Raw genomic sequence first — 22,839 nt, forward strand, 5'->3', positions numbered from 1 at the left:
CATCCTGATTGTGGGACGCCGGGCGACACCAACCCGTTGGCGGCGACCGGAAGACGGGGGCAGGCCCGCGAAGGCCAAACCGGGCCACCGGAGACGCCCCGGTGGCCCGGCAGGGTTCCAGCTACATTATATAGGGCCGTCGACCGGCCCGCCCGGGTCTAGCGCAGCCAGAGCACTTTCCGGCTGAGCGAGTGGCCCCCGGCGTCGAGGCGCAGGAAGTACACGCCCGAACCGGCCCGGGAGCCTCCGTCCAGGGCGCCGTCCCAGGCGACTGACTGCGGCCCCGCTTCCCGGGTGTCGTGCACCAGGGTGTGGACCTGCCGGCCCGAGACGTCGAACACGAGGAGCTTCACGGGCACCCGCTCGGAGGAGCGGCCCGGGACCACGAAGGAGATGCGGGCCATCCCGCGCGCCGGGTTGGGACGGACCTGCCCCAGGCCAAGCGAAAAGTGCACCGGCACCACCGGCACGGCCAGCGGCCGGGCGCTCGCCACCACGGCGCCGTCCTTCACCAGCTCGTAGAGGAAGTTCGCCGCGTCGGTGTCCAGCCGGTCGTCGGTGCCGCCCGGTCCGGCCGCGGCCGACCAGGTGCCCAGGCACACGGGCCGCGACATCGCCCCCGAGCCGTAGGCCGCCAGGTCATAGCGGAGCAACTGCAGGTTTCCGCCGGCGGCCTCGGCCGGCACGTTCCAGCGCACGCGGACATCCGAGCCGTGGAGCGCGGCGGTCAGGCCGATGCGCGCCGCCAGCCGGCAGTCGGCGTTGGCACAGGTGTCCGGCGCCTGCGCCAGGGTGAGCGAGTAGATGTCGTAGCCGTCCCGCTTGATGCGGTCCGACTGCCACACCACGGTGAGCGCCGAGGCACCCGAGTAGGCGGGGACGGCGGAGCCGTGCACCGCGTCCTGGAACTCGGTGTCGGTGTTCACGAACAGGTTCCGGCCCAGGAAGCGCAGCTGCGAGGCGGTCCCCGCGTCGGCGGCGGGAATCGCGTGGTAGCCCTGGCGCATGACGTTGTAGTTGGCCCCGGTCCGGCGGTCGGCCCACATCACGGTGAAGGTGTTGCCCGCGGGGTCGGCCGCGATCTGCGGGTCGTACTGGCTGGCGCTGAGGTAGTTCACGAAGCCGGCGGCGTCCGCCTCCAGCGCCACGGTGTCGTCGTTGACCAGGAAGCTCGGGCCGTCCGGGTACACCTGCAGCGTGTCGCCGGTGAGGTAGCGCACGCGGTACAGCCGCCCACGGATGTCCTCCCGCGAGGTGGTGCCCAGCCGCTCGTCCTGGAAGGCCACCGCGTAGGTGTCCAGGCCCAGGTAGCCGGTGGCGGAGCGCTGCTGCGTGAACAGGAATCCGAGGCCCAGCGAGTCGGTGACCGAGAAGGACTGGCTGGCAATCAGGCGCCCGAGCTCATCGAGCATCGGCACCAGCCGGCCGGGCGCGCGGAAAAAGCGTCCGACCACGTCCTTGTTGGTGAACGCCAGCGTGCCCTGGGTCTGCACTGAGATGGAGTTCCAGAACAGCACCCCGTTGCCGGCCGGGTCCACCGCCACCGAGGGCTCCGTGGACGGGTACGCCCCATCACCCAGCGACGCGCGCACGGGGCTGCCCGTGGCCAGCCCGCTGGCGTCCACCGGCACCATCCAGATGTCCACCACGTGGACCGGGTTGACGGTGCCCACCACCCGCCGGTTGTCCTCCCAGGCCACCACGCCGCCGCCGCCGGGCTGGCCGGAGATCGCGGGGCGGAACTGCTGGAACGTGTCGCGCGACGCGCCCGCGCCCGGGCCAGCCAGCTGCGACTCGGCGCCGTCGGGGGCGTTGTCCGCGCGGAAATGGCGGCGGTACAGCAGGAAATTGCCGGTGCGGGCGTCCTCCCACACCACCGTGAAGCCGCCCAGGTCGTCCATCGCCACGCGCGGGTGGTCCTGCCACGAGCCGGCCGCATCGGAGTTGACGCGGAAATTGGCGCCCACCCGGCCGCCGGAGGCATCCAGCACCTGGCCGTAGACGTCCGGGTCCAGCGTGCCGTTGCGGAAGTCCGTCCACACCGCCACGCCCTTGCCCGAGGTGTTGTACGACACGTGCGGCGAAACCTGGTCGGGCTGGCGGTCCCGCACCAGCGCCGAGTCCTGCGAGGCGCCGGAGCCCAGCACGCGGAGCACGACGTCGTTGTTCCCGGTGCGGAAGTCGGACCACGCGGCCAGTCGCGCGGTGGGCTCCTGGTCGGTGCCGAAGGCGACGGTACGCGGGTAGTTGCGCCGGACCAGCCCACCGCCCGAGTTCAGGCGCTGGCTGGCGGAAAGCGGCGCCAGGGCGGCGCTCAGCAACCGCTCATGGACCGTCTGGGCCCCTCCCGCGGACTGGGCGGCCAGCCACGAGAACGTCAGGCTGCCGTCGCGGAGGCGGGCCAGAGAGGGCGACGTGGCCCCCAGGCCGGTGGAGTCGCTCACCACCACGCTGGCGGTGGAACCGGCCCCACCTCCGCGCAGCCAGGCGGAGGCGGCGATGCGGCGGGCGCGGATCACGCCGGGCGAGACCAGCGAGTCCACCCACGCCAGGGTGAAGGTCCCCGAGGTGTCTCCGGCCGTCGGCGGCAGCAGCGCCGGGCGGGATGCGGCGCGCACGTCCAGCGAGTCCCCCCGGGCCCGGTCGTCGAGCAGGACCATGTTCAGGTCCAGCGGCGCGCCCTTGGTGGCATGGAAGGTGGTGAACATGCGGCCGAAGATGGAACGCTTGCCGCCGCGGCCCACCAGGTTGCGGGCCTGCCACGCCACCATGAAGCTCGAGTCGCCCGGGATGTTGGTGAAGGCGATCGCCGGCAGGGTGGAGTCGAACGGCTTGTACAGCAGCTTCTCCGGCGTGCCCACCGCCACCGAGACCTGGAACGGGGTGATCTTGACCCGGTTGGCGCTGTCGAAGCGCACGGCGAAGATGTCGGTGGTCACGGAACTGCGGTCGTCCGCCCACGCCACCACGACGTTGCCGACGTCGTCCATGGCCACCGCCGGGCGAGTGTGGGTGAACTTGGCCTCGTCGTCACGGCCCACGTTGCACTTGAGGTTGGGGCCCACCGCGGAGCCGTCGGCCAGGAATCGCTGCATCCACACGTCGCTGGCACCCTGGCGGCTGTCGGACCACACCACCACGAAGTCGCCCTGCGCGTTCATGGCCACCGCGGGACGCTGCTGGTCCACGTACTGGGCGTCGTCGTTCACCAGCCACGCGGGCTCGGTGCGCCCGTGCGGCACGATGGGCTGACCGGAAGGATCGAGCAGCAGCGCGCGCACGTCTCCGTCGCCGAAGCGCACGTCGCGCCACACCACGACGATGTTGCGGCCCGGGTACGAGGCGGCCGCGACCTGGTCCTGGTCGGTGCCCATCGTGCCGGTGGTGTCGTTGATGATGCCCTGCTCGCCGGCGACGGCCGCCGCGGCGGGGCGGGCGAAGGCGCCGGCCGCGTGGACATCGGCGCTGCGGTCCCGGTCCAGGGACTGGCGCCAGCGCCAGGCTTCAAGGGCACGGGGCGTGACGTGGACCGGTTCCACCGCGCCCGCGCGGCCCGCGGCGGGCCCGGCGACGGAGGCGGCGCCGGACACGCGGGGCAGACCGAGGATTACGGCCAGGGCCAGGGCCAGCCGGAAAATGACGGAACGCGACGACATAGTCCCCCTCGCGAGAAACCTGCTTCTCATGCTCGACGTCGTAGAAATCCAGTGCAGGGCGCCCAGTCTACGAATGGCGCAAAACCCTGTCAATCCGCGCGCAAGGTGCCATCGGCACCCGGTGCGCGGGCTGCGAACGTGGAACCTCAGGGAGGGGTAGGAAATCAGGACGCGGAAGCTGGCACGGAGACCTGCGAGAAATCCCAACCGCCCAGCAGCAGCCTCTGGGTGCGGCGCAGCAGCTTCAACCGCCTGTCCCGCACGGCCGGGTCCTCGGCCATCACCAGGACATCCAGGAAGAACTGGTCAATCGGGGCGCGCAGGCGGAGTAGTTCGCCCAGCGCCTCGTCGTAGCGCCGACCACGGTAGCATTCTAGCACCCGCGGGGAGACCTCCTCAAGGGCGTCCCACAGCTTTCGGTCCCCGGGCTCAAGACCGTCCTCGGTGCCGTCGCTTGGGTCTAAGTTGCTTTCTTTCAATATGTTGGAGACTCGCTTGTACAGCGTGGACAGGCCGTAGAGCTCCTCGCGGGCCCGGGCGTCGGCGCCCCCACCGCCCAGGAGGTCGTGCATCACCCGGGCGCGGGCGGCCGCATCCAGCGGATCGAACACCTCGCCTTCCAGGATTCGGCCGGCCTCCAGCGCGGCGTTGACCGCCTCGGTGGAGTAGTCGGCCAGAAACGCGCGAAGCCGCGCGGCGAGGAACGTGAACACCTGCGCGGAGAGCCCGGGCAGCGCATCGGCGGGCACTCGCTCGCCATAGCCGCGCAGGGCCTCCTCCACGTGCGCGCGGGGCAGCGCCATGTGGTCGGCCAGCAGCAGCGCCACCAGCCCGTTGCCCGCGCGGCGCACGCCGAAGGGGTCCTCGGAGCCCTTGGGGATGCGACCGGCGGCGAAGAAGCCGGCCACCGAGTCCAGCTTGTCGAGCAGCGCCAGCGCGCGCGCCTCGCGCGTGGAGTGCAGCTTGCTCCGCACCTCCGCGGCTCCCGCCGCGGCTTCCCCCCCGGTGACCAGGAAGGCGCGGTCCCCGGCTTCGGTCACCGACTCGCGCGGCAGGTAGTGCTCCGCCATGGGCCCGGTCACCTCGGCCGCTTCCCCGCAGCGCTCGGCGTACAGCGCGCCCATGCGGCCCTCGAGGCTGGTGAACTCCTTGCCGTCCTTGATCATCTCGGCGGTCAGGTCGAGCTTCATCAGCCACGCCGCGCGCTCCAGCGCGGCCACCGAGCCCGGCGCCACGCCCGCCGCGGCGCCGATCGAGCGCGCCAGGCGCGACACGCGCCCGGCCTTCTCGTGCACGCTGCCCCAGCCCTCCAGCCACACGATGCCCTTCAGCGGCTCCGCCTGCTCCTCGGCGGGGGCGGCGACGGTCTTGCGCCAGCGCGCGAGGTCGGTGTCCCAGTAGAAGCGCGCGTCGTCGAGGCGCGCCTTGAGCACGCGCTCGTTGCCGCGCGCGATGGGTGAGAGCACCTCGTCCAGCGCCGAGAGCGTGGTCTCGCGCGCCCGCTCGGGGTGGCGCTGCACCTCCCCCAGCGCGCCGGGCTCCGCGGACTCCAGGATGGCGTGCAACCCGCGCGCCAGTCCCCCGGCCACGTCCTGTCCCAGCCGCTCCTCCAGGTACGCGCGGCAGGCGTTGGCCACGCAGAGGAACGCGGGCTTCAGGCTCCCGCCGGCGTCGAGCACCGCGAAGTAGCGCTGGTGCTCGCGCATGGCGGTAACGATGACCTCGCGCGGCAGGTCCAGGTAGGCGGGGTCGAACCCGCCGCACACCACGGCGGGCCACTCCACCAGGTCGGCTGTGATCTCCACCAGTTCCTCGTCCTCGAGCAGCGTCCCGCCGGCGGCGGCCGCCAGGCGGCGCAGCCCGGCGCGGATCTCGCGGCGGCGGTCCGCGGCGCTCACCATCACGCCGCGCTCGCGCAACGCGGCCAGGTAGCCCTCCAGCAGCTTCTCCCCCGCCGCGCCGCGGCCCAGGCCCTTCAGCTCGAAGAAGCCCGGGTGGAAGAAGCGGTGGCCGGCGGTGCGCACCCCCGAGGTCACGTCGGCGAAGGACACTTCCAGCGGCCGGCCGTCCAGCAGCGCCACGATCCAGCGCACCGGCCGCGCGAAGCGCGCGCCCGTGGGCTCCCAGCGCATGGTCTTGGGAAATGACAGCGCCGCCAGGGCCTCGGGGATGGCTTTCTGCAGCGCCTCGCGCACCGAGGCGCCGGTGCGGGTCACACGCGCGGCCACGTACTCGCCCTTGGGCGTCTGCACGAAGTGGATCTGCTCCAGCGACACGCCCTGGCCCTTGAGGAATCCCTCCAGCGCCCGCGTCGGCCTGCCCTCGGCGTCGAAGGCGACCTTGCGGCCCGGGCCGGTGACTTCCAGCTCCTGGTCGGGGTGCTTTTCCGGCACGCCCGCGGCCACGATCGCCAGGCGCCGCGGCGTGTACAGCCCGTGCTCCGCCCCCAGCATGCGGAACGCGCCGGCCCCGCCGAGCGCCTCGGTCAGCGCCCTCGAACGCGCCAGTTCCTGCCACGCGCGCCGCACGTAGTCCGCCGGGAGTTCCTCGACGCCGATTTCCAGCAGGAAGTTCCCGCCGCTCATGCGCCCACCGCCCCTTCCGCCCCGGCCGCGCGCCGCTTCGCCGCCGGCGGGGCCGCCGGGAGTTCCGCCGCGGACCCGCCCCGGCCGTCGGCGCGGCCCAGCGGGAAGCCCATCTCCTCGCGCTGCTTCAGGAACCCCACGGCCGCCTTGCGCGCCACCTTGCGCACGCGCGCGATGTAGCCCACGCGCTCGCTCACCGAGATGGCGCCGCGCGCGTCCAGCATGTTGAAGGCGTGCGAACACTTGATCACGCAGTCATAGCCGGGCATCACCAGGCGCAGGTCCAGCAGCCGCTGCGCCTCCTTCTCGTAGAACTCGAACATGCGGAAGTGCTGTTCCACGTCGGCTTCCTCGAAGTTGTACTTCGAGTACTCCTGCTCGTTCCGCAGCCACAGGTCCTGCCACGTCACCCCCCCGCCGGGCCACGCCGGGTCGCGCGCCATCACCACGTCGTGGACGCGCTCCAGCCCCTGCACCTCCAGCGCGATGCGCTCCAGCCCGTAGGTCAGCTCCGCGGAGATCACGTCCAGGTCAATCCCGCCGCACTGCTGGAAGTAGGTGAACTGGCTGATCTCGGTACCGTCCATCCACACCTGCCAGCCCAGGCCCCAGGCGCCCAGCGTGGGGCTTTCCCAGTCGTCCTCGACGAAGCGGATGTCGTGGAACTCGGTGTCGATGCCCATGGCCTTGAGGCTCTGGAGATAAAGGTCCAGCACGTCCGCCGGCGCCGGCTTGAGCAGCACCTGGTACTGGAAGAACTGCTGGAAGCGGTTGGGGTTCTCCCCGTAGCGGCCGTCCTTGGGGCGGCGCGAGGGCTCCACATAGGCCACCTTCCACGGCTCGGGGCCCAGCGCGCGCAGGAACGAGGCCGGGTTGAACGTGCCGGCGCCCACCTCGCTGCTGTAGGGCTGGGCCAGCACGCAACCGCGCTCCACCCAGAAGCGTTCGAGGCCCAGCAGCATTTCCTGGAACGTGGGCGGCGTGGTGCGGGTCATGGGCTCGGTTCCTCAGGTGTTGGGATCGCTGGCCCCGCCGGCGCGGGGCCCGGTTCGTCCCGGACCTCGAGACGCTTGAGCATCTCGAGCGATTTGAGGCCGCGGAAGTTGTGCAGGTGCGCGGCCAGGAACAGCTGGATCAGGCGCGCCGCCTCGCGCAGCGCGCCGCGGTCCCCGCCCGGCATGGGCGGTTCGGTGGCGGTGTCGCCGTTGAGATATCGCAGCCAGTCGGCCGCGCCGGCGGACACCGTTTCCAGCGGGCCGCGCGAGGCGGCGCACGCGGCACACACCAGCGCGCCGTCCTCCGGGTGGAAGCGCAGCCTCTCGCGCGCGCTCGAGCCGCACCCGGGGCACGCCGCGAAGGCGGCCCGGTAGCCCAGGCACGCCGCCACCTCCAGCTCGAAGGAGGCGAAGATCAGGCCCAGGCGGTCGCGGCCGGCGTGCTCGAGGCGCTCCAGCACCTCCGCCAGCAGCGCGAAGCACTCCGGCCCGGATTCCTCCCCGGTCACGCCCTGGTCGCACAGTTCCAGCGCCGCGCTGCCGAAGGCCAGGTGGGCCGCGTCGGCCCCCAGCCCCGGGTGCACCCGCAGCGGGTCCGCCGATTTGAGCAGCTGCAGCTCGCGGCCGGCCTTGTCGTAGTACACCGCCTGCACCACCGAGAAGAGCTCCAGCTGCGAGCCCATCCGGCTGCGCGGTCCGCGCACGCCCTTGGCCATCACGCGCATCTTGCCGCGGTCACGGGTGAGCAGCACCGCGATGCGGCTGGTGTCGCCGAACGGGTAGGTCCGGAGGACGATGGCTTCGGTCGATAGGATCAAGGGTGGATAGACCTGCGTTCGCGGGATCGGCCGCCTTGTGACTGGCGCGATTCTAACAGGAGGAGCGGCGCGGAGTCCATCGGGGCTGGGGTCGGGAAGGCGCGCGGCGTCCGTGGAAAGCCGGAGCGTCCCGAAATCACGAACGGGAGCGGCTGTGGGGCCGCCCCCGTTCGCATCCTGCAACCTGCGTCCGCGTCGTGGATCGCGCCCCGGCCTACCGTGCGCCCGAGAGGAAGGCCCTCCGGATCCGGCCCCACGTCTGGGCCTTCACCGGGGTCGGCGCGGGCACGTGGACCAGTCCCACGAATCCCGGGTAGAAGTCCGGGTCGCCGTGGACCTGGCAGAAGTAGGGATGGTCCCCGGAGACCAGCATCTTGCTCACCTTGGTCGCGTTGGCCGCGATCAGGCCGGTGTCGAACACCCCGTCCTGGCCGCCGTTGAAGTCGCCGCTCGAAGCCGTGTGGATGAGGGTGGTGCTGTTGGTCCACTTCACCGAATCGCCCAGCTGGGCGGTGACGGTGGCGGGAGTGAACTTGAAGTTCGTCACTCCGTTCTTGAGGATGGAAACAGGGATGGTGGCCGCGGGGGCATGGGCCGCCACCGTGAGCGCGAGGGCCGCGAGGGCCGATGCAGTAGCAACACGACGGTTCATGGATCGGATCTCCACTGGGCACGGGGCGAAGACGGACCGACCCGGCTCGAGGCGGGCGCACGCTCCGTGCTCGGGAGCGGATCGGGCGGCCGTTTCAGGATCATGTTCCGGGCACAGGGGGGAGCCCGGGGACCAGGGGGGTGGAGCATCCGGACTGATTGCGCGGCCCGGAGTCGTGACCTTATGGAGTTGGGATGCTCCCGCGAGTGGTGTGGATGCTGGCTAACTCAAGTAACTTCAGTACCGATAGGCCGTTACCAAGTTCCGGCCCGGGCCTCATATCTTCCCCTCCCGCTCCAGCCGCTCGTGCTGCACCCCGATCTCCAGCAGGTGGAGCTCGTGGGCCAGCTTCCGGGGGGGATGCGGGCCCAGGATGGCCCGGACCTCCCGGCGCAGGGCGTCCATCCCGGAGGTCAGCCCCAGGCCTTCCAGCGCCTCGTTGCGGATCCTCGGGCACTGGTGCGCCCACCGGCGGAACAGCGGGGCGTCCGTGGAGTCCCCGATCCGTCCCAGGGAAAACGCCAGCGCCTGGAGGAGCGCGTAGGGAATCCGGCGGCACGGCCCGCGGGCCATGGCGCGCAGCAGCGGCGCGGCCCGCGAGTCCGTGAGCGCGCCCAGCGCGCGCACCGCCTCGACGCGCGTGGTGAAGTCGGGGTACTTCGTGAGCTCGCTCAGCGGCCGCAGGGCGGCCGTGTCTCCCACGGCCCCCAGCATGCGGATCATCGCGTAGGCCTCGGCGGCCATGTACTCCCGCCCGTCGGCCAGCTCCCCCGCCTCCAGACGCCGCAGCGCCAGGGGAACCGCGGCGGCGAGCCGCCGCCGACCCGCCTCGGCGTAGCCCCACTCGCGGGCCGCGAGCGAGGAGTCGCCTAGGGCCGCCAGGACCGCCGAGTCCGGCGGCTCCGGGACGGTCTGCGCCACCAACGCCCCGGCCTGCGACGTTTTCGCCCCGGTCTGCGCCGCCGCCCCGGCCTGCGCGGGAGGCGCCGGGCCGGCCCGGCCGGTCCCGGCCGCAAGACTGGCCCCCGCGACGAGGCCCGCGCCCACGATCCAACCGGCGCAGCCCCGCGCACGCCCGACCCACCGCAACCCGGCGGTCACCGCGCCTGCACCCGGATCCGTTCCAGCAGGGCGCGGGCCTGGTCGGCGTCCCGGCCCGCGGGAGTTCGGCGGAGCAGCTCGCGCAGCTGCGCCTCGCCCTCGGCCGGGCGGCCGCCCAGGCCCAGCAGCAGCGCGTAGCGAAAACGCAGCCACGAATCGTCCGGGTAGAGCGGCACCACCGTCTCGAGATGTTCCAGGGCCGCGGCGCGGTTGTCGCGGCTCAGCATGCCGGTGACCATGGCCCGGTGCGCCTCGGGGCCGCGGCCCACGATCAGCACGCGGCCTTCGCCGTTGTACAGGAACACGTCGAAATCGCCGTGCTCGGGCAGCCAGCGGTGGGTGAATGAGACGGTATCCAGGGACGGGTACAGCATCCGCAGCGCGCGACCGTCGTCGAAGGCCTCCTGCGCCAGGTCGTAGGTGCGGTGCCCCGGCGCGCCGGCCTGGACTTGCTGTCCCGTCACAGTATCGAATGCCTTCTGCGAACCGCGCGGCACGAAGAACAGCGCCTTCACGTGACCGCCCTTGAGACCCCGGCCCACGTCGGCTGCCATCCGGCGCGCCATCTCGCTCTTGCGGAAGTAGGGATCGGCCGGCAGGTCGATGCCCTGCAGGCGCGCACCCGCGCGCCGGGCCAGCAGCCGGTCGGAAACGATGGCGTGCGCCAGGACCGCCGCCGCGACCGCCGCGTACACCCACGCCTCCCGGGGCACGGCCCCGCGGGCAGGGGACGGCGGCGCGGCCCCCTCCCCGTTCGAACCCTTTGCCCCGCCACGCGCCTCCCTGCCCCCACCACGCCTGCCCTTCCCGCCGGCGCGCTCCGCACCGGCCCCTGCGGCGACGCCCGCACCGCGCGGCGCCGTCACCCACTCCAGCACGCCCGCCGCCGCGAGCGCCGCGCCCGCCAGCGGCGTGTACAGGTAGTACAGGTAGCTGTGGTGCAGCAGCGGCAGCACCGGCGCCAGGGCCAGCAGGAACCACGCGCCGCCCGCGGCCGGCAGCGTGGTGCGCCGCCACGCCAGCGCCGCCACCGCCGCCCACAGGATGGCCACCAACGCCCCGGTGCGCCAGGCGTCGAACGAGATCCGCCCCGCCGCGTCCGGCGCCACGCCCGCGAGGTCCACGATCCACGCGCAGTACGTCATCAGGTTGTGGAACAGGTTCCCGCCGAAGCCCATGGCGTAGGCGCTGCCGGCCAGGCTGCCGGTGCGCACGTGCGTGAGGCCCAGGTAGAGCGCGATCAGCGCCCCCGGCGCGAGCAGCGCCGCCACGCGCAGCCGGGCGAAGGCGGGCGACGGCGCCCCGGAAACCGCGGGCCCGGCCGCGGCCGGCAGCAGCAGCACCAGCGGCAGCAGGAGCACGTTCTCCTTGCACAGCAGCGCCGCGGCGAGGAGCGCCAGGGGTGCCGCCATCCCGGCCCACCCCCGGGCTTTCGCCGCCAGCGTGAGCGAGCCCAGGACCAGCCCCAGCGCCAGCAGCTCGCCCACGCCGGTGGCCGGGTACACCGCCGAGAAGTAGAGCCGGCTGGTCCCGAACAGCCCCGCGGCCAGCGCCGCCGCCGGCACGCCATGCCCGCGCGAGCGCGCGAAGGCGAACAGCAGCGCCACATTCAGCCCGTGCAGCAGCCAGTTCACCAGGTGATAGCCGAAGGGCGCGACGCCGAAGGCCGGAGCGGCGGCGCCGAAGTAGGCCGGCCCGGACAACAGCCGCCACGGCGAGACCGGGTTGGGGAGCAGCCCGCGCGCCTTCTCGAGCATGATGAAGTCGTCGGGCGAGAAGTAGGCGCCGAGCGCGCCGCGGTACACCCACAGCGCCGCCGCCACGCAGGCCAGGACGGCCGCGAGGGCCGCGCCGCGCTCGCGGCTCATCGGGGCGCCGCGCCGCGCACGAAACCGCCGCGCCACGGGCGGACGAGGCTCACGCGCCGCCCTCGGAAGTCTGCCGCAGCCGCACCTGCTTCACCCGGCGCCGGTCGGCGATGGTCACTTCGATCTCCACGCCCGGCAGCGCCAGCCTCTCCCCGCGCCGCGGGATCCGCCCCATCCGCTCGAGCAGCAGCCCGGCCAGCGTCTCGTAGTCGCCTTCCGGCAGGGCCAGGCCCAGCTGCTCGTTCACCTCGTCCACCTTGGACTGCGCGTCGGCCAGGAACACCCCCGGCCCCTCGGAGCGCAGCTCCTGGCCGGTCTCCTCGTGCTCGTCGGCGATCTCGCCCACCAGCTCCTCCACCAGGTCCTCGAAGCCCACGATGCCGGCGGTGCCGCCGTACTCGTCCAGCACCACCGCCATGTGCACGTGCCTGAGCTGCATGTCCTTGAGCAGGTCGTCGCACTTGCGGGCCTCGGGCACGAACAGCACCGGGTGGATGACCGTCTCCACGGTCTGGTCCCAGTCCTCCACGCGGAACAGGTCGAATACGTGCACCATGCCGACGATGCGGTCGGGGTGCTCGTCGTAGACCGGCATGCGGGAGAAGCCGTGGCGCCGGAAGGCGTGCAGCGTCTCGCGCAGCGTCTCGGTCTTCTCCACGGCGGCGATCTCGGTGCGCGGCACCATCACTTCCTCGAGGCGCGTCTCGCCGAAGACGAACACGCTGGAGAGGATCCGCCCCTGCTCGGGCTCCACCGCGCCGGCCCTCTCACTCTCGCTGACCAGGGCCTCCAGCTCGTCGCGCGTGAACAGGAAGCGCGCGCTGCCGCGGCCGGCGCCCAGGGCGCGCAGCACCGCCCGGGCGCTCACCGTCACGGCCCAGGTGAATGCGTACAGCGCGTAGTAGAAGGCGTACAGGACCGGGATGAGGCCCAGGGCCAGCCGGTCGGCGTGCTTGCGGCCGTAGAGCTTGGGCAGGATCTCGGCCAGCACCAGCACCACCGGGGTGAGCACCACTTCCGCGCCCACCGGGCCCCAGCGCCCGAACCGCTCCAGGGACCACAGCGTGGCGGCCGAGGACGCCACCACGATGCCCAGGTTCACGGCCACCAGCGTGGTGCCGGGCATGAGCATGGGATTGCCCAGCGCGTGCACCACCGCCTGCCCGCGCCGGCGGCCCTTCTCGGCGAGGTGCTTCATGCGGTAGCGGTTCACCGAGAGCAGCGCGGTGTCGAGCGCGTCGAAGAGCGCGGTGACCGCCAGCGCCACGACCACGAGCACCAGGATCACGGCTGCCTCGTCACGCGCACCGCGCGCACCTGCCCGCCGACCACCGACTCGAGCGCGAGCTCCACGCCGCCCGCCCGCGCCGACTCGCCCTCCACCGGCGGGCCCGGCAGGAGGTTGCGCACCAGGTCGCCCAGCGTGCGGCCGCGGTCCAGCGGGAGGGCCAGGCCCAGCAGCCGGTTGACGTCGCGCAGGTCCACGCGCGCCTGCACCAGCGCGTCGCCGCCCTCGAGCATCTCCACCGCGGGGGTCTCCCCCGAGTACTCAGCCTGCAGGTCGCCCACCAGCTGCTCCAGCACGTCCTCGAGCGTCACCAGGCCCAGGGCGCGGCCCTCCGGGTCGGTCACGATGGCCACCTGGCTGTGCTGCGCCTGCAGCTGGCGCAGCACGTCGTCCACGGGCATCCCGGCGGGCACGTAGGTGGGCTCGATCATCAGGTCGCGCACCGGGACGGTGTGCGCGTCCCGCTCCAGGTAGGGCAGCAGGTCCTTGGCGCGCACGATCCCGATCACGCGGTCCAGCGTGCCCTGGTACACCGGCAGTCGCGAGTGCCACGTCTCGCGCACCGTGGCCACCACCTCGTCGCCGTCGGCGTCGGCCTCCACCGCCACCATGTCCTCGCGGCGCACCATCACCTCGCCCGCGCGCACCTCCCCGATGCGGATGGCGCCCTGCAGCAGGTCCCGCTCGCCGGCGTCCAGCGCCCCCTCGCGCCCGCCGGCCTCCACGATGGTCTTGAGCTCCTCCACCGTGACCAGCTCGCCCCCGTGACCCACGCGGCCGAACAGCGCGTCCACCGCGAGCCAGCGGGACACCGGGCGCGCCACCGGCCCCAGCAGCCGCGAGATCAGCCGCATGGGCCGCGCCAGCTGCAGCGCCAGCCTCTCGGCGTGCGCCAGCGCGAACATCTTGGGCGCCATCTCGCCCAGCACCAGCAGCACGAAGGTCACGATCAACGACTCGACCACCAGGAAGGTGCGCGGCCCCAGGCGCTCCCCGAACACCGCGTGCAGCAGGATGGCGCCCACCACGGCCACGTTGATATTCACCAGGGTGACGCCCAGCACCACGGTGACCACCAGCTCCTGCGGGCGCGCCAACAGCCCGGCCAGGGCGTCCACCTCGGCGCCGGGGCGGCGCTCGGTGACCTGGCGCAGCCGCACGCGGCTCATCGAGAAGAACGCGGTCTCGAACACCGAGAAGAATGCGGCCAGCGCGAGCAGGGCCGCGAGCGCCACGCATAGGTTCAGGATCACGTCAGTTCTTCCGGCGGGTGAACAGCGGGCGGGCGGGGTCGTACAGCTCGCGCAGCAGCGCACGCTCCCGGGAGCGCATGCGGGCGCGCTCCCCGGCGCGGTGGTGGTCGTGGCCCAGCAGGTGCAGCGTGCCGTGGATCAGGAGGCGGGCCAGCTCCTGCTGCGGGCTCACCCGGTACCGGCGGGCCTGCACCTCCACGCGGTCCATGGACACGTACAGTTCCGCGGGCGCCTCGTCGCCGGGGCCGGGGGGCGGGTCGAAGCTCAGGACGTCGGTGGCGCGATGGATGCCGCGGAAGCGGGAGTTCAGGCCGCGCAGCAATGCGTCGTCGGCCAGCACCAGCGTCACCGGCCGGGCGGGCGCGCCTTCCGCGCGAAGCACGCCGCCCACGAGGCGGCGCAGCGCGGCGGCGTCAGGCTTCGCTGCGGGGCAGCGATTCGCGATCTCGGTGGGCATCGCCTTCGCGACGGCGCGGTTCGATCACGGGGTAGCTGATGCGCGGGTGGTGCACCGCGGTCAGGATCGGGATGAAGGCCTCGCGCACCTGGGCCAGGTCGCGGAACGTCAGGCCGCAGTCGTCCAGCTGCCCGTCGCGGGCGCGCTCGTCGAGGATGCGCGTCACCACGCCGCGGATGCGGCTGGGCGTGGGCTCCACCAGCGAGCGCGACGCCGCCTCCACGCCGTCGGCCAGCATGACGATGGCGGTCTCGCGGCTGCGCGGCCTGGGGCCCGGGTAGCGGAACAGGTGCTCGTCGGCCGAGCCCTCCTGCTCCAGCGCCTTGTGGTAGAAGAACGCCATCAGCCCGGTCCCGTGGTGCTCGGCGATGAACGGGCGCAGCGCCCGCGGCAGGCCGTGCTTGCGGGCCATCTCCAGGCCCTCCTTCACGTGCGAGGCCAGGATGAGCGCGCTCATGGTGGGCGCCAGCTTGTCGTGCGGGCTGCGCGAGCTGCCCTGGTTCTCGCGGAAGTACTCGGCCCGCGAGATCTTGCCGATGTCGTGGTACAGCGAGCCCACGCGCGAGAGCAGGTCCTTGGCGCCGATGGCCTTGGCGGCGGCGTCCGCCAGCTGGCTCACCACCACGCTGTGGTGGTGCGTGCCGGGCGCCTCCAGCAGCAGGCGGCGGAGCATGGGCCGGTTGAGGTCGGTCAGTTCCAGCAGGGTCACGTCGGTGGTCACGCCGAAGAGGTTCTCCAGCAGCGGCAGCACCAGGATGGCGATGGCGGTGGACAGCACGCCGTTCATCACGCCCCAGCCGATGTCGGTGAGCAGTCCCTGGCCGGGGCCCTGCGTGCCCAGGCCCAGGGCGGTGACCGAGAGGACGTAGGCCACCGAGACGCCGGCCATCACCCGGTAGAAGTCGGAACGCCGCTGCAGGCGGGCCACCGAGGCCACCGAGGCCAGCACGCTCACCGCCGAGACCGCCACGAACGGCAGCCCCAGGTCCGCCACCGAGGCCACCAGCACGCACAGCAGCAGCCCGGTGAACAGCGCCAGCTGGTGCTCGAAGAGCAGCGTGACCAGGATCGGCAGCACCGCGGTGGGGATCAGGTACTCGGAGATGTAGAAGACCCGCACCGCCAGCGAGGCCACCGCCAGCACGAACAGCGTGATCACCGCCAGCAGCGCCAGCAGCGAGGTGTCGCGGTAGATGGTGGGCCGGTACAGCTTGAGGTACAGCACGAACACCACCAGCAGCAGCAGCGTGGTGAGGGCGCGCCCCAGGCGCGGCCACCAGCCGGCCAGCGCCGGCGCGGACATGGGCCGTTCCTGGCTCAGGGCGTAGTCCAGCGAGCGCAGCTTGAGATAGGTCTCCTCGGTGACGCGCTCGTGGGCGTCAATGACCTTCTCGTCCTGCAGCACGCTGCTGGTGAACTGGCCCACGCGCGCGGCCGCCTCGGCCCGGCGGGACTCCAGCTCGCGCAGGTCCACCGCGGCGTTGGGGCTCACGAAGGCGCGGACCACGTCGGCCACCGCCTCGGCCGCCGCGGAGCCTTCCCCCCAGACCTGCCCGCCGGCCACCCGGGCCTCGGACACCGCGTCGTCCTCGTCCATGAACCGGTTGCTGGGCTGGTGCCGCTCGGCCTGGCCGGGAACCAGCACCGCGGCCTCGGGCGCGCGGCGGACCTGCCTCAGGTCCTGCCCGTTGAGGATGCCGTGGGCGTAACTCTCCGCCAGGGAGCGGCGCGCGGTCTCGGTGACCGCCGCGGCCAGCCGCGGCGAGGCCAGCACCTGGCGCGAGGCCGGCGAGAGGCGCGGGCCGAGGTTCTGCAGCGCGGCGGCGCGCGCCTCGGTGGTCAGGCCCGGGGTGCGGCCCAGCGCCCTCACCTGCGAGGCGTAGGCGGCCAGGCGGCCCAGCGCGCCGTCTGCCGCGGCGGAATCCAGCGACACCACCGCGGGCACCGCGTTCTCCGCGGCGCGGCGCTCGGCCTCGAGCTGCTCGGAGGACTTGAACACCCGGAAGGACACCGGGGCCACGATCTTGCGCGGGGACACCTGTCCCACGCGCATCCGCAGCAGCGAGTTGGGCCCGTTGCCGGGGAACAGCAGCATCACCCCGGCGAACGTGGCGAGCGAAAGCAGCGCCCGCACCAGGTGGTAGCGGCCGATGTCCGAACGGGGCGACCAGCGCCCCGTGGCAGCCTTCAAGCCCCCGCTCACGCCGTGCTCACTCCCCCCGCTTCGCGTCGCCGTTGGAGGCGGCCGCGTCCGCGGCGGCCTTCTCCACGCGCTCGAACGCCAGCACGATGTCGCGCACCAGGCGGTGGCGCACCACGTCCCGCTCGTGGAAGTGCAGGAACCGGATGCCCTCCACGTCGCCCAGCACGCCCTCGATCTGGAGCAGTCCCGAGGACGCCTTGTTGGGCAGGTCAATCTGGGTGATGTCGCCGGTGATCACCGCCCGCGAGTGCTGGCCCAGGCGCGTGAGGAACATCTTCATCTGGTTGATGGTGGTGTTCTGCGCCTCGTCCAGGATCACGAAGGCGTCGGAGAGGGTGCGGCCCCGCATGTAGGCCAGCGGCGCGATCTCCACCACGCCGAGGTCGATGTAGCGGCGCAGCTTCTCCATGCTCATCATGTCCTGCAGCGCGTCGTAGAGGGGCCGCAGGTAGGGATCCACCTTCTCCTGCATGTCGCCGGGCAGGAAACCCAGGCTCTCGCCGGCCTCCACCGCCGGGCGCACCAGCACGATGCGCTCGATCAGCCGCCGCTTGAGCGCCTGCACCGCCGCGGCCACCGCCAGGTAGGTCTTGCCGGTGCCCGCGGGGCCGATGGCGAAGCAGATGTCGTGATCTTCCATCGCGCGCAGGTACGCCACCTGGTTGGGGGTGCGCGGCTTGATGGTGCGCTTGTCGAAGGCGTAGGTGATGGGCCGCTCGGCCAGCTCGCTCATGGCGGACTCGGCGGAGGCGGGATCCAGGAGCTGCTCCACGTCCATGGGCTCGATGAGCTTGCCGCGCCGCACCAGCTCGATGAGCTGCTCCAGGAGCCGGACGACCTCGTCCACGGGCTCCCGGTCGCCTTCGACCTTGATGTGGCTGTCGCGCAGGACGATGCTGACCGGCCGCCGCCGCTCGATCACGCGCAGGTTGGCGTCCGCGTTTCCCAGGAGACTCAGCGGATCAATGGTGCCGAGGGCGAGTCGCTGTGTGTAACGTTCCACGGCAGTTCCCCGAACCGGCCGTCAGGCCGAAAAAGCGCAAAACTCTTGGCCCCTCCCGGTGAAACCCGGGCAACCAAGAGCTAAAATCTGCAGGCCCAGAGGGTTGCGAATACGATGTCCGTTTCGATTCACTCCCTTTCCTACGGGCGACGGGCACGCCCTGCTATAGTGGACGCTATCAGGGCCGACAGAGGGGGTCAAGGTGGATTTGATGCGGTTATCGGCGGCGCGGTGCCCCCGGATCAGGGCTTTTGCGCCAGGTCGGAAGCCATTGTGAATCAATCAACTAGCCGGCCGGTCGTGCACCCGGGGCCGCGGGCCGCGCACCTCGGGGCCGCGGCCCTGCTGGCGCTGGGGGCGGGCCTGGGCTCGGCGGCCCTGTTCGACCCGGACGAGCCCGTCTACGCGCAGGCCGGCCTCGAGATGCTGCGCCGGGGGGAATGGCTGGCGCCCTTCTACGGCGGGCAGCCGTGGTTCGACAAGCCGGTGCTGTTCTACGCCCTGGAGGCCGCCTCGCAGGCCGTCCTCGGGCCCACCGAGACGGCCGCCCGGCTGCCCTCGGCCCTGGCCGCCGCGGCGCTGGCCGGGCTGCTGGCGTGGGGGGGCCGCCGCTGGTACGGGCCCGGCACCGGCGGCTGGGCGGCGTGGATCTCGCTCACCGCCGTCTACTCCGCCGTGGTGGCTCGGGCGGCGGTGACCGACTCGGTGCTGACGCTGTTCCTGGCCGCGGCGCTGCTGGGTTTCGGGGAGCTGCTGGCCGGCCGCATCCGGATCGGCTTCCCGCTCGCGTGCCTGGGCCTGGCGCTGGCCACGCTCACCAAGGGCCCGGTGGCGCCGGCGCTGCTCGCGCTGCAGGTCGCCGCCTACGCGGGGGCGGCGCGCACCTGGGCGCCGCTGCGCAACCGGGCCGCGTGGCTCGCGGGGCTGGCGGGCGTGGGACTGGCCGCGCCCTGGTACGCCTACATGGAGTGGCGGTTTCCGGGGCACTTCCTGGACGCCTTCCTGGGCCAGCAGAACCTGGTGCGCTTCCTCCAGCCGGAGCACGCGGGGCGGCCGCTGGCCTACTACCTGCCGCGGCTGCCGCTCATGTTCCTGCCCTGGACCCTCTTCGTGCCCCTGTGGCTGCGGCGGACGGGGTCAACTCCGGCGGGCGGCTCCTTTCGCCCGGGCGCCTACCTGTGGACGTGGGTGGCGGTGGTGACGGTGTTCTTCTCACTCTCCGCCACCAAGCTGCCCACGTACGTGCTCCCGGCGATCCCGGCGCTGGCGTTGCTGCTCGCGCAGCGCCTCGGCCGCGCCGGGGGCTTCGCGCGCCGCGCCGCGTGGGTGGCCGGGGGCGTGACCGCGGTGGCGCTGGCCGCCGGGGCCACGCTGCTGGCCCCGCGGCTGGTGTGTTACTATTCCGCGGCCAGCATCGCCCCGGAATTGCGGCGGATTCCCGCGGCCGAGCCGCTGTTCGTGTTCCGCGGCGGGCTGCCGGGCACGCTCTACTACGCCGGGCGGCGCAACGAGCCGCTGGACGACCCGGACGAGGTCCGGCTCGCGCTGCGCGGGGAGGGCCCGTGCTGGCTGGTGGTGCGCCAGCGCCACGCCTCCAAGCTCACCGCCGAACTGGCCGCTCTGCAGAGGGTGGCGGCTCCATCCGGACCCTGGGGCAATGGGCTCCTCCTGTACCACAAACCCGCAAAGGCGGCCCCGTGAGCGAGAGCGTCTCCTTCGTCTTCCCGATGTACAACGAGAAGGACAACATCGAGGAGATGATCTTCCGCACGCTGGCGGTGGCCCCCGAGCTGGCGGACGACTTCGAGATCGTGGTGGTGGACGACGCCTCCACCGACGGCTGCGGCGAGATCGTTGAACGCATCGCCCGCACCCACCCGCAGGTGCGCTGCATCCGCCACCCGGTCAACCGCAAGCTGGGCGGGGCGCTGAAGACCGGCTTCGCGGCGGCGACCAAGGACATCGCCATCTACACCGACTCCGACCTGCCCATCGACATGAACGACATCAAGCTGGCGCTGCCCTACCTGGGCGAGGCGGACCTGCTCATCGGCTACCGGCTGGTGCGCACCGAGGGGCTGCGGCGGCGGGTGATCTCGAAGGCCTACAACTGGATCATCCGGCGCCTGTTCGGGCTGCGCGTGCGCGACGTGAATTTTGCGTTCAAGGTGCTGCGGCGGCGGCTGCTCGAGGTGATCGAGCTGCGCTCCGAGGGCAGCTTCATTGACGCCGAGATCATCCTGGAGGCCCTGCGCCACGGCTTCCGGGTGCGGGAGGTGGGCATGATGTTCTACCAGCGCACCGCGGGGAAATCCAGCCTGGCGGGCACCGGCGTGATCCTGAAGATCCTGGCCGAGATGTGGGAGTACCGCGGCCGCACCCGCGGCTCGCGCCGCGACGCGGGCTCCGTCGTCTCCGCCGCATGAAGTCCCCGCCCGGGCGGCGGCGCCTGCTGTGGACCGCCGACGACCTCGGCTACTCCGGGCCGGTCAACGAGGGCATCGCCCTGGCGCACCGCCAGGGCCTGGTGCGCAACGCCTCGCTGCTGGCCGGCGGCCCCGCCTTCGCGGGGGCGGTGCGGCTGGCCCGCCAGATGCCCGGGCTGAGCCTGGGGGTGCACCTGGCGGCGGTGGAGATGCGCGCGGTGGCACCCGCCGCGCGGCTGCCCGGCCTGGCCGGGCCGGACGGCTCCCTGCCCCGCGACTTCCTCCGCTTCTTCGCCCGCTATGCCACCGGCAGCATCCGCCCCTCGATCGTGGCGATCGAGTGGGAGGCGCAGATCGCCCGCGTCCGCGACGCGGGCCTCGAACCGCTCTACCTCGACAGCCATCAGCACCTCCACCTGGCCCCCGGGCTCTTCGAAGTCACCGTGCGCCTGGCGAAGCGCTTCGGCATCCGGGCGGTGCGCGCGCCGGCCGACGCGGCCCCCGGCCGGGCGGGCCCCATGCGCGCCGCGATGCTGCGCGCGCTCTTCGGCCTCGGCCGCCGGGCCCGCACCGCCGCCCGCCGCGCGGGGCTGTTCACCCCCGACGGCACGGTGGGCGTGGCCGAGGCCGGGCGCCTGCGGGCCAGCCACCTGCGCGCGGCCCTTCCGTGGATGGGGCCCGGGGTGTGGGAACTGGTCAGCCACCCCGGCATGGGCGAGCCCGCGGGCAGCCCCGCCGGCGAGTGGGGCGACCGCCCCGCGGAGCTGGAGATGGCGCGCGATCCCGCCCTGGCGGAGGACCTGCGCCGCGCGGGGGTGGAGGTGGTGGGCTACCGGGATTGCCTGTAGGGCGGGCCTTCCTGCCCGTTCCGGACGGGGGCTGACACGGGAGCCGCGCCCCCACTTTCCAAGGCGGCACTGGCGTAAATCCAGAAAACGCGATACAATCTGGCAACTTTCGGGCGCACGCGGAGCCCCCTTCCTGCGGCCCGGCGCGTGTCCTCTAGAGCCTGAACGGATCCGATGCTCTTCAACTCGATCCAGTTCCTCATCTTCTTCGCCGTTGTCACCGCGCTGTTCTTCGGACTGCCGCACCGGTTCCGCTGGGCCATGTTGCTGGCCGCCAGCTGCTGGTTCTACATGGCGTTCATCCCCGTCTACCTGCTGATCCTGGTCTTCACCATCGTCATCGACTACTTCGCAGGCATCGCCATCGCGGGCGCCTCCGGGACGCGGCGGAGGTGGTTCCTGGTGGCCAGCATCGTGGCCAACGTGGGGGTGCTGGCGTTCTTCAAGTACTACAACTTCCTCAACGACAATCTGGCTCACGCGCTGGGCCTGGCGGGGGTGTCCAACCCGGTGCCCTTCCTGAGGATCATCCTGCCCATCGGGCTCTCCTTCCACACCTTCCAGGCCATGAGCTACACCATCGAGGTGTACCGCGGGCACCACCCGGCGGAGCGACACTTCGGGATCTACGCCCTGTACGTGATGTTCTACCCGCAACTGGTGGCCGGGCCCATCGAGCGGCCCGGCAACCTGCTGCACCAGTTCCACGCCAGGCACGACTTCGACCCCGCGAGGGTCTCCGACGGGCTGAAGCTCATCCTGTGGGGCCTGTTCCAGAAGGTGGTGGTGGCGGACCGGCTGGCGCCGTTCGTCAACCAGGTCTACGACCGGCCCACGCAGTACGAGGGCCTGCCCCTGGCCCTGGCCACGTTCTTCTTCGCGTTCCAGATCTACGCCGACTTCGCCGGCTACTCCGACATCGCCATCGGCGCCGCGCAGGTAATGGGCTTCCAGCTCATGACGAACTTCCGGCGCCCCTACTTCGCGCGCAGCATCGCCGAGTTCTGGAAGCGCTGGCACATTTCACTCAGCACCTGGTTCCGCGACTACCTGTACATCTCGCTGGGCGGCAACCGTGTCGCGAAGGGGCGCTGGCTGCTGAATCTCATGATCACCTTCGTGGTGAGCGGGCTGTGGCACGGGGCAAAGTGGACCTTCGTGGTGTGGGGCGGGCTCAACGGACTGTACCTGGTCTCGGAAATCTGGGCCCACGACCTGTGGAGCCGCTTCCGGATGGGGTCATGGCCCGCGTGGCTGCGCCACTCCTCCGCCGCGCTGCGCATGCCGCTGACGTTTGCGCTGGCGTGCCTGGCCTGGGTCTTCTTCCGGGCCAACAGCACCTCCGACGCGCTGCACATCGTGGGGCACCTGTTCTCCGGGCTGGGCGGCTCGCTGTCCCGGCTGCACGACCGGGAGTTCCTGAAGGCCAACGTGCTGCTGGACCAGGGCCCGTCGGAGTTCCTGTGCGCGCTCGCGGTGATCGCGGGCCTCCTCGCGGTGCAGGTGTACCAGGAGCGGGTGCACCAGCAGGGCGGCCGTGTCCGTGATCGGCTGGCCGCCCGCCCGGTGGCGCTCCGCTGGGCGGTGTACTACGTGCTGATCGCAGCCATCCTGTTCCTCGGGGCGTTCAACCGCTCCCGGCAGTTCATCTACTTCCAGTTCTAGCGCCGCCCCGCGGGGCGGCGC

General features: G+C 72.3%; 16 protein-coding genes. 4 read left to right on the plus strand and 12 right to left on the minus strand.

Annotated elements, in window-relative coordinates:
- Positions 1–158 precede the first annotated feature (158 nt).
- The 12 genes from HZB25_03325 to HZB25_03380 form a co-directional block, all read right to left on the minus strand.
- Positions 159–3,656 carry a hypothetical protein gene (locus HZB25_03325; GenBank protein ID MBI5836255.1) on the minus strand — a complete coding sequence of 1,166 codons (3,498 nt, stop codon included), beginning with the start codon at positions 3,654–3,656 and terminating at the stop codon, positions 159–161.
- Between the two features lie 164 nt (positions 3,657–3,820).
- Positions 3,821–6,241, minus strand: a complete 2,421-nt coding sequence (locus HZB25_03330) for a glycine--tRNA ligase subunit beta (protein ID MBI5836256.1) — start codon at positions 6,239–6,241, stop codon at positions 3,821–3,823.
- Complete coding sequence (locus HZB25_03335; GenBank protein ID MBI5836257.1) at positions 6,238–7,236, minus strand: glycine--tRNA ligase subunit alpha; 999 nt, start codon at positions 7,234–7,236, stop codon at positions 6,238–6,240. Before HZB25_03335 ends, HZB25_03330 begins: the two co-directional genes overlap by 4 nt.
- Positions 7,233–8,054, minus strand: coding sequence for a DNA repair protein RecO (recO, locus tag HZB25_03340; GenBank protein MBI5836258.1), 822 nt, complete (start codon positions 8,052–8,054; stop codon positions 7,233–7,235). The genes HZB25_03335 and recO overlap by 4 nt, the downstream gene beginning before the upstream one ends.
- A 214-nt stretch (positions 8,055–8,268) precedes the next feature.
- Positions 8,269–8,706: a hypothetical protein gene (locus HZB25_03345; protein MBI5836259.1), complete on the minus strand. Its 438-nt coding sequence runs from the start codon at positions 8,704–8,706 to the stop codon at positions 8,269–8,271.
- Between the two features lie 276 nt (positions 8,707–8,982).
- Positions 8,983–9,807: a HEAT repeat domain-containing protein gene (locus tag HZB25_03350; GenBank protein MBI5836260.1), complete on the minus strand. Its 825-nt coding sequence runs from the start codon at positions 9,805–9,807 to the stop codon at positions 8,983–8,985.
- A complete protein-coding gene (locus HZB25_03355) occupies positions 9,804–11,675 on the minus strand; it encodes a hypothetical protein (GenBank protein MBI5836261.1) in 1,872 nt (623 codons plus the stop codon). Before HZB25_03355 ends, HZB25_03350 begins: the two co-directional genes overlap by 4 nt.
- Before the next feature lie 49 nt (positions 11,676–11,724).
- On the minus strand, positions 11,725–12,963 hold the full coding sequence (locus HZB25_03360) for an HlyC/CorC family transporter (GenBank protein ID MBI5836262.1): 1,239 nt from the start codon (positions 12,961–12,963) through the stop codon (positions 11,725–11,727).
- Entirely contained in the window at positions 12,960–14,216 is a 1,257-nt protein-coding gene (locus HZB25_03365) for an HlyC/CorC family transporter (protein MBI5836263.1), read from the minus strand. Before HZB25_03365 ends, HZB25_03360 begins: the two co-directional genes overlap by 4 nt.
- Before the next feature lies 1 nt (position 14,217).
- A complete protein-coding gene (ybeY, locus tag HZB25_03370; protein MBI5836264.1) occupies positions 14,218–14,673 on the minus strand; it encodes an rRNA maturation RNase YbeY in 456 nt (151 codons plus the stop codon).
- Complete coding sequence (locus HZB25_03375; GenBank protein ID MBI5836265.1) at positions 14,630–16,876, minus strand: HDIG domain-containing protein; 2,247 nt, start codon at positions 16,874–16,876, stop codon at positions 14,630–14,632. The genes ybeY and HZB25_03375 overlap by 44 nt, the downstream gene beginning before the upstream one ends.
- 7 nt (positions 16,877–16,883) lie before the next feature.
- The gene (locus tag HZB25_03380; protein ID MBI5836266.1) at positions 16,884–17,879 is read right to left on the minus strand and encodes a PhoH family protein; all 996 of its coding nucleotides are present in this window, start codon (positions 17,877–17,879) and stop codon (positions 16,884–16,886) included.
- A 273-nt stretch (positions 17,880–18,152) separates the two neighbouring features.
- On the opposite strand from HZB25_03380, the gene HZB25_03385 reads away from it, so the two are divergent.
- The 4 genes from HZB25_03385 to HZB25_03400 all read left to right on the plus strand — a co-directional run bounded on the left by HZB25_03385 (position 18,153) and on the right by HZB25_03400 (position 22,818).
- The gene (locus tag HZB25_03385) at positions 18,153–19,580 is read left to right on the plus strand and encodes a glycosyltransferase family 39 protein (protein ID MBI5836267.1); all 1,428 of its coding nucleotides are present in this window, start codon (positions 18,153–18,155) and stop codon (positions 19,578–19,580) included.
- Positions 19,581–19,606: 26 nt separating this feature from the next.
- Entirely contained in the window at positions 19,607–20,305 is a 699-nt protein-coding gene (locus HZB25_03390) for a glycosyltransferase family 2 protein (protein MBI5836268.1), read from the plus strand.
- Positions 20,302–21,153 (plus strand): ChbG/HpnK family deacetylase, encoded by an 852-nt coding sequence (locus HZB25_03395; GenBank protein MBI5836269.1) that lies wholly within the window; start codon positions 20,302–20,304, stop codon positions 21,151–21,153. Before HZB25_03390 ends, HZB25_03395 begins: the two co-directional genes overlap by 4 nt.
- Positions 21,154–21,327: 174 nt before the next feature.
- The gene (locus tag HZB25_03400; GenBank protein MBI5836270.1) at positions 21,328–22,818 is read left to right on the plus strand and encodes an MBOAT family protein; all 1,491 of its coding nucleotides are present in this window, start codon (positions 21,328–21,330) and stop codon (positions 22,816–22,818) included.
- The last annotated feature ends 21 nt before the right edge of the window (positions 22,819–22,839 follow it).

It is taken from the genome of Candidatus Eisenbacteria bacterium (assembly GCA_016235265.1).
In the GTDB taxonomy this organism is placed as follows: Bacteria; Eisenbacteria; RBG-16-71-46; order RBG-16-71-46; family JACRLI01; genus JACRLI01.

What these genes read in the sequence shown, in the direction of transcription:
- HZB25_03325 (MBI5836255.1), bottom strand. Translation starts at nt 3,656, where the DNA reads ATGTCGTCGCGTTCCGTCATTTTCCGGCTGGCCCTGGCCCTGGCCGTA.
- HZB25_03330 (MBI5836256.1), bottom strand. Translation starts at nt 6,241, where the DNA reads ATGAGCGGCGGGAACTTCCTGCTGGAAATCGGCGTCGAGGAACTCCCG.
- HZB25_03335 (MBI5836257.1), bottom strand. Translation starts at nt 7,236, where the DNA reads ATGACCCGCACCACGCCGCCCACGTTCCAGGAAATGCTGCTGGGCCTC.
- HZB25_03345 (MBI5836259.1), bottom strand. Translation starts at nt 8,706, where the DNA reads ATGAACCGTCGTGTTGCTACTGCATCGGCCCTCGCGGCCCTCGCGCTC.
- HZB25_03355 (MBI5836261.1), bottom strand. Translation starts at nt 11,675, where the DNA reads ATGAGCCGCGAGCGCGGCGCGGCCCTCGCGGCCGTCCTGGCCTGCGTG.
- ybeY (MBI5836264.1), bottom strand. Translation starts at nt 14,673, where the DNA reads ATGCCCACCGAGATCGCGAATCGCTGCCCCGCAGCGAAGCCTGACGCC.
- HZB25_03390 (MBI5836268.1), top strand. Translation starts at nt 19,607, where the DNA reads ATGTACAACGAGAAGGACAACATCGAGGAGATGATCTTCCGCACGCTG.
- HZB25_03395 (MBI5836269.1), top strand. Translation starts at nt 20,302, where the DNA reads ATGAAGTCCCCGCCCGGGCGGCGGCGCCTGCTGTGGACCGCCGACGAC.
- HZB25_03400 (MBI5836270.1), top strand. Translation starts at nt 21,328, where the DNA reads ATGCTCTTCAACTCGATCCAGTTCCTCATCTTCTTCGCCGTTGTCACC.